The organism is Telluria sp. ZB4P34, from assembly GCF_059686055.1.
This window is the reverse complement of sequence record NZ_JCASIF010000005.1, coordinates 290,892-302,979: the sequence shown is the minus strand read 5'-3', so window position 1 is coordinate 302,979 and position 12,088 is coordinate 290,892. Positions and strand designations below refer to the sequence as shown.

At 65.4% G+C, this 12,088-nt stretch carries 10 protein-coding genes and 1 rRNA gene; 4 read left to right on the top strand and 7 right to left on the bottom strand.

Annotated elements, in window-relative coordinates:
• The first annotated feature begins 178 nt into the window (after positions 1 to 178).
• A 5S ribosomal RNA gene (gene rrf / locus AC56KL_RS12185) occupies positions 179 to 291 on the top strand.
• Positions 292 to 476: 185 nt separating this feature from the next.
• On the opposite strand, the gene AC56KL_RS12180 is transcribed toward rrf, so the two are convergent.
• From AC56KL_RS12180 to AC56KL_RS12155, 6 genes are all read right to left on the bottom strand, one after another.
• A complete protein-coding gene (locus tag AC56KL_RS12180; protein WP_497180411.1) occupies positions 477 to 833 on the bottom strand; it encodes a hypothetical protein in 357 nt (118 codons plus the stop codon).
• A gap of 150 nt (positions 834 to 983) precedes the next feature.
• On the bottom strand, positions 984 to 1,325 hold the full coding sequence (locus AC56KL_RS12175) for a DUF1840 domain-containing protein (RefSeq protein ID WP_497180423.1): 342 nt from the start codon (positions 1,323 to 1,325) through the stop codon (positions 984 to 986).
• A 72-nt stretch (positions 1,326 to 1,397) separates the two neighbouring features.
• Positions 1,398 to 2,951, bottom strand: coding sequence for a putative ABC transporter permease subunit (locus AC56KL_RS12170; RefSeq protein WP_497180410.1), 1,554 nt, complete (start codon positions 2,949 to 2,951; stop codon positions 1,398 to 1,400).
• Positions 2,948 to 3,697, bottom strand: coding sequence for an ABC transporter ATP-binding protein (locus tag AC56KL_RS12165; protein WP_497180409.1), 750 nt, complete (start codon positions 3,695 to 3,697; stop codon positions 2,948 to 2,950). The genes AC56KL_RS12170 and AC56KL_RS12165 overlap by 4 nt, the downstream gene beginning before the upstream one ends.
• The gene (locus tag AC56KL_RS12160) at positions 3,694 to 4,188 is read right to left on the bottom strand and encodes a hypothetical protein (RefSeq protein WP_497180408.1); all 495 of its coding nucleotides are present in this window, start codon (positions 4,186 to 4,188) and stop codon (positions 3,694 to 3,696) included. The genes AC56KL_RS12165 and AC56KL_RS12160 overlap by 4 nt, the downstream gene beginning before the upstream one ends.
• 55 nt (positions 4,189 to 4,243) lie before the next feature.
• Complete coding sequence (locus AC56KL_RS12155) at positions 4,244 to 5,785, bottom strand: YifB family Mg chelatase-like AAA ATPase (protein WP_497180407.1); 1,542 nt, start codon at positions 5,783 to 5,785, stop codon at positions 4,244 to 4,246.
• A 152-nt stretch (positions 5,786 to 5,937) separates the two neighbouring features.
• Between AC56KL_RS12155 and AC56KL_RS12150 the strand changes: the two genes are divergently transcribed.
• Complete coding sequence (locus AC56KL_RS12150) at positions 5,938 to 6,675, top strand: YoaK family protein (RefSeq protein ID WP_497180422.1); 738 nt, start codon at positions 5,938 to 5,940, stop codon at positions 6,673 to 6,675.
• Here the strand turns inward: AC56KL_RS12150 and AC56KL_RS12145 are convergent, their stop codons facing one another.
• The gene (locus AC56KL_RS12145; RefSeq protein WP_497180406.1) at positions 6,676 to 7,203 is read right to left on the bottom strand and encodes an adenine phosphoribosyltransferase; all 528 of its coding nucleotides are present in this window, start codon (positions 7,201 to 7,203) and stop codon (positions 6,676 to 6,678) included. It abuts the gene before it with no gap.
• 328 nt (positions 7,204 to 7,531) lie between these two features.
• On the opposite strand from AC56KL_RS12145, the gene AC56KL_RS12140 reads away from it, so the two are divergent.
• Together AC56KL_RS12140 and AC56KL_RS12135 are read left to right on the top strand one after the other, a co-directional pair.
• Positions 7,532 to 8,458 (top strand): ABC transporter ATP-binding protein, encoded by a 927-nt coding sequence (locus AC56KL_RS12140; protein ID WP_497180405.1) that lies wholly within the window; start codon positions 7,532 to 7,534, stop codon positions 8,456 to 8,458.
• 9 nt (positions 8,459 to 8,467) lie between these two features.
• Positions 8,468 to 12,049: a M1 family aminopeptidase gene (locus AC56KL_RS12135; protein WP_497180404.1), complete on the top strand. Its 3,582-nt coding sequence runs from the start codon at positions 8,468 to 8,470 to the stop codon at positions 12,047 to 12,049.
• Positions 12,050 to 12,088 lie beyond the last annotated feature (39 nt).

Here is a 12,088-nt window from a genome sequence, read left to right as displayed (position 1 = left end):
TAAGCTAACCAGTACTAATTGCCCGTACGGCTTGTCCCTATAACCTTGGTAGGCTATAGACAAGTCAAGAATACAGCTGCAGTTTGTTGATACCAAAACGAACTACCCCAAGAACAAAAAGAACGATACTTCTTCCCGGATTGTGAGCTCAGCGCAAGCTGGCTCAGACAAGTCAAAGCCTGATGACCATAGCAAGTCGGTCCCACCCCTTCCCATCCCGAACAGGACCGTGAAACGACTTTGCGCCGATGATAGTGCTGCAACCAGTGTGAAAGTAGGTTATCGTCAGGCTAGTTATAAGAGAAAGCCCATCCAGTGACCTGGATGGGCTTTTTTGCGTTTGTTTGCACAAGCCGCCGTCCGGATTCGCCTGGCGAATCCTTGCCCTGGTTGGGGTTGTTTGCTTGGCGCGTGCCCGACCTCGCCCTGGCCTCACATGCGCCGTTGCCTCAGAAAGCGTGGCCAGGCCATCCGCCCTAGATGCAATTGCCGGCGCTAAGGGCGCAGATCGCATTGAACAGGACAACCCACCGGCCATCCGGAATGGACGCGACATGCATCTGGCCTGGGTAAGGAAGGTAGCCTGCAGTCACGCCAACGACACGGTTCGATTCCGGATTGAAGCCCGATCCCCCACCGGCTTGCAACTGCTGGAAGTTCTGCACCCAGGCACTACCGTCCGATCCATTCAATGCATCTGACGGGTACCAGGCTATATTCGGTACGCTGACGCTAAAGGCGCCGCCGCTCGTCATGTTTTGCATCTTCTCGCAAGCGAAACGAACCGCTGCATGAAGTGCCTCATCTCCATCTCCTTCCGTGTTGGAACTCATCGAGCAAGCTTAAGTGCTGAGTTCTACGCAGTTCAGTCCATTCGACAGACGCTTGTGCTGCGTCATGAAATTGGCTCGGTAGGAGATCGAAGAAATGCGGCGCGCATGAAAAAGCGGGGCCGCAGCCCCGCTTGCCTCGTCAAGATACGCTTACACGCCCCATAACACATCGGTGTGCTGGTCCCGGGCGGAACGCAGCATCTCCAACAGCGGGAAGGCCCGCGTCGGGAAGCTCACGACCTCGATCGGTTCATGTTCGCTGTCTTCGGTATCGCCATGGTGAGCATGCACATCGCGCTCAACCTGTTCCGATACCTGGTGCTTGCGGCTTTCCTCGATTTCGCCTTCGAGCAGCGCCACCGCGCGCGGCGCCTCTTCGGCGGTGATGACGCCGCGTTCGATATCCTTGTGCAGCAGGTCCAGGATGCGCTTGGCGTGCTCCTGGTACATCAAGACCTCAGGATAAGACTTACATTTGAATGTAATCAACATAGCTGTGCCCATTGATTTGTTAGTGACTAAACGATAACACGTCTTGGAAACCTGGTCATTCCCCGCACGCACTCAATCCTGCGGCCGGCGCAGGAACCAGGACAAGCCCAGCACCGCCGCCACTGCCAGGACGGTTAGAGACGTGATGACGACGAGCTTCTCGGAGGCGTCCTTGACCAGCGTCGACAGCGCCCAAGCCAGGCCACCCCATGCCAGGCTGTTGCACAGCTCGAGGATCGTGGTCAGGAAATCGCTCTTGCCGCGTACCTGGAAATCGCTGCGCGACCCCGGCCGTCCGCACCAGTGAACGATCAGCGCCGCCGTGCAGACCGCCCCCGTCACGCACACCAGCACCCCCAGGCCCGCGAGCGGGGCGCGCACCAGCAGCCAGGCCAGCGGGACCAGCACCAGCGCGAGCGAAGGCAGGACGGCCGCTCCCAGCTTGGCGAAGCGTATCCTGCGCTGGGGCGCCGGCGACAGGCGCAGCAGGTCGGGGGCATCCTCGGCCGACACCACGATCCATGCCAGCGAGGCCGTCAGCGAACTGCACAGCAGCGTCAAGCCGGCGCCGAGCGCCGTCAGGCGCAGCTCGCCGCGCTGGAAGATGACGAAGAACAGCGGCAGCAGGTAGATCAGCTGCAGCGCCACCTGTGAGATCAGGTGCGGGTCGCGCAGGATCAGCCGCCATTCCTTGAACAGCACCGTCGCCACCAGGCCACGCCCGAAGCGATAGCGGGCGCCGCCCTGGGGTCTGCGCGCTGCCCTGGACGAGGAGGCAGCCTGCTGCAAGCCATGGACGAAAAAGCGGTGCGTGCGGCCTGCCGTGAAGGCAAAGGCGCCGGCTGCCAGCGCCGCGATCCCCAGCACGGGGAGTGGTTCGCCCAGCAACGCACGGCCCGGCAGCCATAGCGGACTGTCGAACCCCAGCAACCCGTCGGAGGCGAAGGCCTGGGCAAACGCCTGCAAGGCCTGCGCTTCCATGCGCGAGGCGAAGTGCGAGAAGACCTGCGACAGGATGAAGATCATCGCACCGGCCATGGCGCCGATGATCTGCGCCACGACACGGGTGCGGCGCGCACCGATCGTACGCACCAGGCCGAGCGTCAGCAGCATCGCCGCGCAGGCGACCATGGTGGCGATGCCCAGCAGGACGGGATAAAGCGCCAGCCAGCCCGGATGGCCGAGCAGGGCGCCCATGTGGGCAAACGGTCCCAGGAAGAACAGGTAAGGCGCCGCCGTGCCGACGGCCACCGTGCCCAGGCGGACGGTGAAGATGCTGCGCGAGGGCAGGGGCGAGGACAGCAGCAGGTCCAGGTCGCCCCGTTCGAACAGCACCATCACGCTCGATTTGAGCGCACTCGAGAGCATCAAGGTCATGAGGCCGAACAGCAGGGCGCTCACCGCCACGAAGATGCGCGGATCGTGCATGCCGATGCCGGCGAGCTTCCCGACCGCGAAGTAAGCCAGCGCATGCAGCGCCAGCCAGGCCGCGCCGATGGTTGCCAGTCCCGCCGTTCCCGGTCGGCGCGCCGCTGCCTTGCCCGGCTTGCCGGATGCGGCGTTGAACCACAGCAGCCGCAACTCGTGGCGGAACAGCCAGGGGATGCTGCCCGGGACGGCCATCATGGCTGCGCGGTCAGCTGCAGGAACACGTCTTCGAGGCTGGCGCCGCTGGTGCGCTCGCGCAGCTCGTCCAGCGTGCCCTCCGCGATCAGGCGGCCCTGCCGGATGATGCCGATGCGCTGCGCCAGGCGTTCCGCCACCTCCAGGATGTGGGTCGTGAGGATCACGGTGCCGCCCTTGGCGACGTGCGAGAGCAGCAGGTCCTTGACCTGGCGCGCCGCGGCGGCGTCCAGGCCGGTGAGCGGTTCGTCCAGGATCAGCAGTTCGGGCTCATGGATCAGGGCCCCGGCCAGCGCCAGTTTCTGCTTCATCCCGCGCGAAAAACCTTCGGTCAGCTCGTGCGCATGCGGGCTCAGGTCGAGCCAGTCGAGCAGCGCGCGCGCCCGCGGCTCGGCCGCGCGCGCATCGACGCCCCACAGCCCGGCCACGAATTCGAGGTACTCGGTCGGCTTGAGTTTCCCGTACAACATCGGATCGTCCGGCAAATACGCCATGCGGCGCTTGGCCTCCAGCGGGGCCTGCTCCAGGTCGATCCCGAAGACCTCGACGCGGCCGGCATCGGGCGCCAGCAAGCCGGTCACCATCCGCAGCGTCGTGGTCTTGCCGGCGCCGTTGGGGCCGAGCAGGGCATACAGTTCGCCGCGCCGCACCTGCAGATCGAGCCCGTCGACCGCCGGGCGGCCGAAGGCTTTGCTCAGCCCTAGCGTGCGCAGCGCCGCGCCCTGGGTCATGCCGATGTCGTTCATCATTGCGGGACGAAGGAAGAGAGGAATTGCTCGGTGTGCTCGGGGGGCATCGCGCCCGGCTTGCCGACCACGATCACCTGGTACATGCGCGTGCCTTTCGCGACGAAGCGCCCGACCAGGCGCACTGGCTTGCCGTTACCCTTGCCGACCGCATCGACATCGAGCGTCTCGCCGGCGGGCGCGCTGGCCCCGATATTGCGCAGCAGCGCCTGGCGCATCGCAGGCAGGGTGGCCTGCGCCAGGCCCGCATCCGGCGCCACGGCGGTGCCGACGGCGAAGGTCGTGCCCTCCACCTCGGCCGCGGTCATGGTCATGTCGACCTTGATGCCGCCCAGGTCGACGGGGCGGGTATGGGTCGAGGGCTTGGCCGGGAACAGGACGCGGAAGCTACCGTCGCTGCTGGTGTGGTCGCGCCAGTTGTAGGTGGGCGAGCAGCCGGCAAGGCCGAGGGCAAGGACGGCAAGCGAAGCGCCGAAGAGTCGTTTGGTGTGCATCCCATGATGGTAGCAGGCAGCGCATCGAACGCAACCACTACCTGCCACGCATGGCTCAGGCTTCGCGCAAGGCGCGCCGGTACTGGATCGCCTGCGCGATGTGCTGCGCCGCCACCCCTTCCGTCCCGGCCAGGTCGGCCACTGTGCGCGCCACTTTGAGCACGCGGTGGTAGGCACGCGCCGACCACTGCAATTGTTGCATGGCGGCGCGCAGCAGGCCTTCGCCGGCCGCATCGGGACGGCAGTAGCGGTCGATCTCGCCCGGGCCCAGGCGCTGGTTCGGCTTGCCCTGGCGCGCCAGCTGCAGCGAATGCGCCGCCGCAACCCGCTGCGCAATCGCCGCGCTCGGCTCGCCGTCGGCCGGGGCGCCGATGCCCTCGGGCGGCATGGCCGCTACCGTCAGCTGGATGTCGATGCGGTCGAGCAGGGGGCCGGAAACACGGTCCTGGTAGCGCTGCGCGGCTTCAGGCGTGCAGCGGCATTTGCCCGACGGGTGGCCGAGCCAGCCGCAGGGACAGGGGTTCATGGCCGCCACCAGCTGGAAGCGCGCCGGAAAGTCGGCCTGGTGCGCGGCCCGCGAAATGGTGATCTGGCCCGATTCCAGCGGCTCGCGCAGCACCTCGAGCACGCGGCGGTCGAACTCGGGCAGCTCATCCAGGAACAGCACGCCATGGTGGGCCAGCGACACTTCGCCGGGGCGCGGCAGGTTGCCGCCCCCGACCAGCGCCACGCCCGAACTCGTATGGTGGGGACTGCGAAACGGCCGCCGGCGCCAGCGCTGTGGCGCGAAGCTGCCGGCGATCGACTGCACCGCGGCCGACTCCAGCGCCTCGTCTTCGCCCATCGGCGGCAACAGGCCAGGAAAGCGCACCGCCAGCATGCTTTTTCCCGCGCCGGGCGGGCCGACCAGCAGGATCGAATGGCTGCCGGCCGCCGCCACCTCCAGGGCCCGCTTGGCCGTGTGCTGGCCCTTGACCTCGGAAAAATCCGGATAGTCGACCCTTGTCTCGGGCGGCTGACCCCGGTGGCGCGCCAGCCGTGCCCCGCCCGCAGCGTGGGCAAAGTGGGCGCACACCTCAAGCAGGGTGCGGGCAGGGTAGATCGCGGCATCGGCCACCAGCGCCGCCTCGTCGGCGTTCGCAAGCGGCAGGATGAAAGCGCGCGCGCGGCCATTGGACCCATCGAAGCCATCGCCCGCGTGCTGGCGCAGCATCGCGAAACTCATGGCCAGTGCGCCGCGGATGGGTCGCAGCTCGCCGGACAGGGACAACTCGCCGGCGAACTCGTAGCCCGCCAGCGCCTCGAGCGGGATTTGCTGCGAGGCCGCCAGGATGCCGAGTGCGATCGGCAGGTCGAAGCGCCCGGATTCTTTCGGCAGGTCGGCCGGCGCCAGGTTGACGGTGATGCGGCGCGGCGGAATGGTGAAGCCGGAATTCTGCAGGGCCGCGCGCACGCGGTCCTTGGCTTCGCGCACTTCGGCGTCCGGCAAGCCGACGATGGTAAAGGCGGGCAAGCCGTTGGCCAGGTGGACCTCGACGTTGACGACGGGCGCCGCCATTCCGGCGAGGGCGCGGCTCTTCAATACTGCCAGACTCATCTCGCTCCTCTCCGGCGGATCATCATGCTTGCCACATGGTAGAAGCATTGACTGCCGAGGATTTGAGGGCGAGCAGTCGCGCGGAGTATCATCTCTTTAAATTGCCAGCATGCACGATGCCGATGTTGCCGATGTTATCGAGACTCGCCCCGATGCCCATCCAGTACCTGTCCGGACTCACAGCCCAGCACCGTAGCGGACGGGCGGACCTGCACATCGGCGTCATCCTGACGCTGGTGGCGGGCGCGCTCAACGCGGGCGGCTTCCTCGCGATCGGCCAGTACACTTCGCACATGACCGGGATGGTGTCGGCCTTGGCGGACCAGATCGTGTTGCGCAACTTCGCGCTGGCAGGCATCGCGGCCATCTCCTGGGTGGCCTTTGTGGCGGGCGCCGTCGTCACCGCCATGCTGGTGAATGTCCTGCGCCGCAGGGACGTCCGCCACCTGTATGCGGCGCCGCTCCTGCTCGAGGCCAGCCTGATCCTGCTGTTCGGCGCCTTCGGCGCCACGCTCGAGAAGCATGAACTGGCCGACGTGTCGCTGGCCGTGATCATGCTGTGTTTCACCATGGGGCTGCAGAACGCCCTGATCACCAAGATCTCGCGGGCCGAGATTCGCACGACGCACGTGACCGGGCTGACGACGGACCTGGGCATCGAGATCGGCAAGCTGCTCTACTGGAACCGCCGGCAGCCCGACGCTAGGTGCGTGCCCGTCATCGCCAACCGCCACAAGCTGCGCATCCACGCGATCCTGATCGCCTCCTTTTTGGCCGGGGGCCTTGCCGGAGCACTCGGGTTCTACTACCTCGGCTTCGTGTCCACCGTCCCGCTGGCCCTGGTGCTGGCAGCGATCGCCATCGCGCCGGTCTTCGACACGACGTCCTAGTCAGACCTCGCGCAAGCTCACCACCGGCATCGTCAGCGCGCGCCGGTCCCTGAAGAACGCGATATCGAACAGGGCCGCCGCCCCGACCACGTCTTTCCCGATCTGGCGCAGCAGGGATGCTGCCGCTTCGATGGTGCCGCCGGTAGCAAGCACGTCGTCGACGATCAGCACGCGCTGGCCCTTGATGCGCTCGGGCTGGATCTCGATGGTCGCACTGCCGTACTCGCGCTGGTAGTCGATGCTGATCGCCTTGCCGGGCAGCTTGCCCGCCTTGCGCGCCATGGCGAAGCCGACCCTGCGCTCGTAGGCAAGGGCACCGGCAATCATGAATCCGCGCGCGTCCATCGACAGGATGAAGTCGAAGTGCATGGCCTCGGTCCGCGCATACAGGGTGTCGATGGCGAGGCGCCAATACTCGGGCGTATCGAAGATGCAGCCGACGTCGATGAAATTGACGCCCGGCTCCGGGTAGTCCTGGAAAAACTCCAGGGGAACGCTGTCGAAGTCGTTCATGTCAGGTTGTGCCATGTGGGTGGAACGAATGGAAGAGACGGGATTATCGCCGGTCTGCGCAAAGGCGGCGCGGCCTTTGCCGTAACAGGGCGTGGAGCCAGCGCAAGCGGCGGGCCGGCAGCCACGAGCCTGCCCGGTCCCGGCAGCTATGCGGCATGCATCGATAAGCGTCCAGGCCTGTCCCTGTATGGCAAAAATACGTCACTCGTTCCCCTATTTCCGCAAGCGGTCACAAAAAAAGTTCCATTACTTTTCATTAACCGTACATTATCTGCAAGGCAATACCTGCCGTCCGGCCAAGGCCCCGGCAACGAATCATCAACAGAACCTGGAGACCCCGCAGATGCTATCGATCAAGCAGCTCAACAAGACCTACGCGAACGGCGTGAAGGCCATCAACAATGTCAGCCTGGAGATTCCCAACGGGATGTTCGGGCTGCTTGGGCCGAACGGCGCGGGCAAGTCCTCGCTGATGCGCACCATTGCGACGCTGCAGGATCCCGATAGCGGCAGCATCCACTTCAACGGCCTCGATGTCCTGAAGGACAAGGAAGGCCTGCGCCGCCAACTGGGCTACCTGCCGCAGGATTTCGGCGTCTACCCGAAGGTCAGCGCCGAGCGCCTGCTGAACCACTTCGCGGTGCTCAAGGGCCTGACGGGCAAGGGCGAGCGCAAGGAAGCCGTGGAAGCGCTGCTGCAGCAAACCAACCTGTGGGACGCCCGCAAGCGCGCCCTCGGCACCTATTCGGGCGGCATGCGCCAGCGTTTCGGCATCGCCCAGGCCTTGCTGGGCGCGCCGCGCCTGGTGATCGTCGACGAGCCCACCGCGGGCCTGGACCCCGATGAGCGCAACCGTTTCCTGAACCTGCTGGCCAAGATCGGCGAGCAAGTGGTCGTGATCCTGTCCACCCACATCGTGGAAGACGTGACCGACCTGTGCCCGCGCATGGCCATGATCGCGAAAGGCACGGTGCTGCTGCAGGGCGAACCGCAGGCCGCGATCGAGACGCTCAGGAACCACGTCTGGCGCCGCACCGTCGGCCAGGACGAGCTGGCCCAGTACCAGGAGCGCTTCAACGTGCTGTCCACGCGCCTGGTGGGCGGCCGCCCGCAGATCAACGTGTTCGCCGAGTCGCAGCCGGACGACGGTTTCGTCAGCGTCGAGCCGGACCTGGAGGACGTGTACTTCCTGCAGATCCGCAATGCCAGCCGCGCCTCGGCGCCGCCGGCTGCGTCCGCGCCTGCGGCCGCCCCGACGGTCCCGGCATAAGGAGCGGCCATGTTGAGGGAATTCTTCAAGTTCGAGCTGGCGACGCAGTTGCGCCAGCCGCTGCTGTGGGTATGCGCGCTGATCTTCGGCGCCCTGGCCTTCGGCGCTTCCACCACCGATGCGATCCAGGTCGGCGGCGGCATCGGCAACGTGAACCGCAATGCGCCGGTCGTGGTGGCGCAGATGCTGGGCGTGTTCAGCCTGATGTCGATGTTCGTCGTCACCATCTTCATCGCCGGCACCGTGCTGCGCGACAGCGAAGTGGGCATCTCCGACATGCTCTTCGCCACGCCGATGAAGAAGCGCGACTACCTGGTCGGCCGCTTCGCCGCCGGCCTGCTGGCCTGCACGGTCATCTTCGCCGCCATCGTGATCGGCATGATGCTCGGGCCGGTGATGCCCTGGGTCGACGCGCAGCGCGTCGGTCCCTTCCCGGGCGGCGCCTACCTGTGGGGCCTGGGCGTACTGGTGCTGCCGAACCTGCTCCTGATGGGGGCGCTCCTGTTGCTGCTGGCCGCGACCACGCGCTCGATCATGCTCGTGTATGTGGGCGTGCTGGCCTTCTTCGTCCTGTACATCGTTGCCGGCAACTTCACTTCCGACATCAACAACGACTGGATCGCGGTCCTGGCCGATCCGTTCGGCGGCCGGGCGCTGTCGCGTGCCACGCGCTACTTCTCCACCGCCGAACGCAACGCGGGACTGCCCGACCTGGGCGGCTACGTGCTGGCCAATCGCCTGCTGTGGAGCGCGGTCGCGCTGGTGCTGTTCGGCCTGACCCTTGCCCTGTTCAAGCCGCAGCGCGCCGGCACCGGCAAGCGCCTGTTCGGCAAGGCCAAGGCGCAGTCCCAGGCGGCGCCCGTGCCTGTCCAGCTCAAGCTGCCGCGCATCGAGCCGCGTTTCACCGCTTCCACGCGCTGGATCCAGTGCTGGCACATCCTCGTCTTCGATGCGGCCGCGGTGTTCAAGAGCGTGCCCTTCCTCGTCATGCTGCTGTTTAGCGTGCTGAACCTCGTCGGTGCGGCGAGCCAGATGGGCGAGATCTTCGGCACCACCGTCTACCCGATGACCCACCTGATGGTCGAGATGCTGAACGGCAGCTTCACCTTCATGTTGCTTATTATCGTTACCTTCTATTCCGGGGAACTGATCTTCAAGGAGCGCCAGGTCCACATCGCCGATGTCAACGATGCGATGCCGATGCCGAACTGGGCGCCGCTGGTGGCCAAGAGCCTGGCCTTGACTGGCGTGGTGCTGGCCTTCCTGCTCACCGGCGTGCTGGCGGCGGTCGTCATCCAGTTGTTCAAGGGCGGCGCGCCGGTCGAGTGGTCGGTGTACTTCAAGGGCATGCTGGTCGCGGGCCTGCCTTTCGTGCTGATGGGCCTGTTCGCCGTCGTGCTGCAGGTGGTGACCAACAACAAGTTCATCGGCTACCTGTTGATGATTTTGTTCATGGTCTCGCAGATCGTCGCGAGCATCCTGCACTTCGACCACAACCTGTACAACATCGCCGGACTGCCGCGTACCCCGTACTCGGACATGAACGGCTTCGGCCACTTCCTCGAAGGCTGGAGCTGGTTCGCGCTGTACTGGAGCCTGTTCATCGTGGCGGCCCTGATCGTGGCCCAGGCCTTCTGGGTGCGCGGCCTGTCCGTCGAGTGGAAGCTGCGCGTGCGCGAAGCGGGGCGCCGCCTGAAAGGCGCGCCCGGCCTGGCGCTGGCCTTGTGCGGCGTCGCCTTCGCCGCCACCGGCGGCTGGATCTTCTACAACACCAATACCCTGGCGCGTTACGAGCCCGGCAACGTCCGCATGGACAAGCAGGCGCACTACGAGAAGACCTACCGCAAGTACAAGGACCTGCCGCATGCGAAGGTGACCGATGTGCGGGCAGCGGTGGACCTGTATCCGGAACAGCGCCGCCTCACTATCCGCGGCAGCTACGTCCTGGAGAACAAGACCGGCAAGCCGGTCGACAGCCTGCCGCTGCAGGTGAATAGCGACGTCGTCACGACCTGGACCAGGCTGCCGCCCCACCAGGTGGTGGTGAGCGACAAGGAGTACGGCTTCAGCATCCTGAAGCTGGCCACGCCGATGCAGCCGGGCGAACGCCTGCCGCTGGAATTCACCGTCGACGTGCGCCGTCCGGGCTTCTCGAACGGAGGCAGCGCCGACACGATCAACCTGAACGGCACCTTCTTCAACAACCGCGAGTTCTTCCCGCAGCTGGGCTACCAGTCGAGTTTCGAACTGCAGGACCGCAACGAACGCCGCAAGCGCGGCCTTGGCGAACCGGAACGCATGGCCAGGCTCGAAGACCAGGCCGCCCGCCGGCATTCGATGTTCGGCCCGGAAGCGGACTGGATCAGCTTCGAGACCACGGTCTCGACCAGCGGCGACCAGATCGCGCTGTCGCCGGGCTACCTGCAGAAGTCGTGGAAGGAACACGGCCGCAACTACTTCCAGTACAAGATGGACCAGAAGATGATGCCGTTCTTCGCCTACCTCTCGGCCGACTGGCAGGTGAAGAAGGGCGATTGGAAGGGCATCCCGATCGAGATCTACCACGACCGCAAGCATGCCTACAACGTGGACCGGATGATTGCAGGCACGCAGAAGGCGCTGGACTACTTCGCGACCCATTTCACGCCCTACCAGCACAAGCAGGTGCGCATCATCGAGTTCCCCAACTACGCGACCTTCGCGCAGTCCTTCGCCAATACGATCCCGTTCTCGGAATCGATCGGCTTCATTGCCGACCTGCGCGACAAGGAAGCCATCGATTACGTGTTCTACGTGACGGCGCACGAGATGGCCCACCAGTGGTGGGGCCACCAGGTGACCGCCGCCAACGTGCAGGGCGCGAGCATGCTGATCGAATCGCTGTCGCAGTACTCGGCGCTGATGGTGATGGAAAAGGAATACGGCCGCCACCAGATGCGCCGCTTCCTGCGCTATGAGCTGGACCGCTATCTCAGCAGCCGGGGCGGCGAGCGCATCGAGGAGCTGCCCCTGTACCGCGTAGAGAACCAGGACTACATCCACTACCGCAAGGGCAGCCTGGTGTTCTACCGCCTGCGCGACGAGATCGGCGAAGAAGCGTTGAACCGCGCCCTGAAGCGCTTCCTTCAGGACAAGGGCTATCAGGAGTCGCCGTTCACCACTTCCGCCGAGCTGCTCGACTACATCCGCGCCGAAGCGCCCAAGGACAAGCATGGACTGATCGCGGACCTGTTCGAGAAGATCGTCTTCTACGATAACCGCATCCTTGATGCGAAAGCGGTCAAGCGTGCGGACGGCCAGTGGGACGTGACCATGCAGCTGCACCTGGCGAAGATGGAAGCGGACGGCAAGGGCAAGGAAAGCCCGCGCGCCTACGACGAAGCAGTGGAAATCGGCGTGTTCGCGCGCGCCGATGGCGCCAGGGAGAAGGACGAGCGCGTGCTGCTGCTGGAGAAGCGCGTGCTGCAGGGCGACAAGCCGGTGGTGACCGTCACGGTCAAGGAGAAGCCTTTCGAGGTCGGCGTCGATCCCTACAACAAGATGATCGACCGCGTCTCGCGCGACAATCGCAAGGAAGTCAGCGTCGACTGAAGACGCGCAGTGCGCCTCCCGGACCGGCCTTGCCGCCGG

What these genes read in the sequence shown, in the direction of transcription:
- AC56KL_RS12180 (WP_497180411.1), bottom strand. Translation starts at nt 833, where the DNA reads ATGAGTTCCAACACGGAAGGAGATGGAGATGAGGCACTTCATGCAGCG.
- AC56KL_RS12175 (WP_497180423.1), bottom strand. Translation starts at nt 1,325, where the DNA reads ATGTTGATTACATTCAAATGTAAGTCTTATCCTGAGGTCTTGATGTAC.
- AC56KL_RS12170 (WP_497180410.1), bottom strand. Translation starts at nt 2,951, where the DNA reads ATGATGGCCGTCCCGGGCAGCATCCCCTGGCTGTTCCGCCACGAGTTG.
- AC56KL_RS12165 (WP_497180409.1), bottom strand. Translation starts at nt 3,697, where the DNA reads ATGATGAACGACATCGGCATGACCCAGGGCGCGGCGCTGCGCACGCTA.
- AC56KL_RS12160 (WP_497180408.1), bottom strand. Translation starts at nt 4,188, where the DNA reads ATGCACACCAAACGACTCTTCGGCGCTTCGCTTGCCGTCCTTGCCCTC.
- AC56KL_RS12155 (WP_497180407.1), bottom strand. Translation starts at nt 5,785, where the DNA reads ATGAGTCTGGCAGTATTGAAGAGCCGCGCCCTCGCCGGAATGGCGGCG.
- AC56KL_RS12150 (WP_497180422.1), top strand. Translation starts at nt 5,938, where the DNA reads ATGCCCATCCAGTACCTGTCCGGACTCACAGCCCAGCACCGTAGCGGA.
- AC56KL_RS12145 (WP_497180406.1), bottom strand. Translation starts at nt 7,203, where the DNA reads ATGGCACAACCTGACATGAACGACTTCGACAGCGTTCCCCTGGAGTTT.
- AC56KL_RS12140 (WP_497180405.1), top strand. Translation starts at nt 7,532, where the DNA reads ATGCTATCGATCAAGCAGCTCAACAAGACCTACGCGAACGGCGTGAAG.
- AC56KL_RS12135 (WP_497180404.1), top strand. Translation starts at nt 8,468, where the DNA reads ATGTTGAGGGAATTCTTCAAGTTCGAGCTGGCGACGCAGTTGCGCCAG.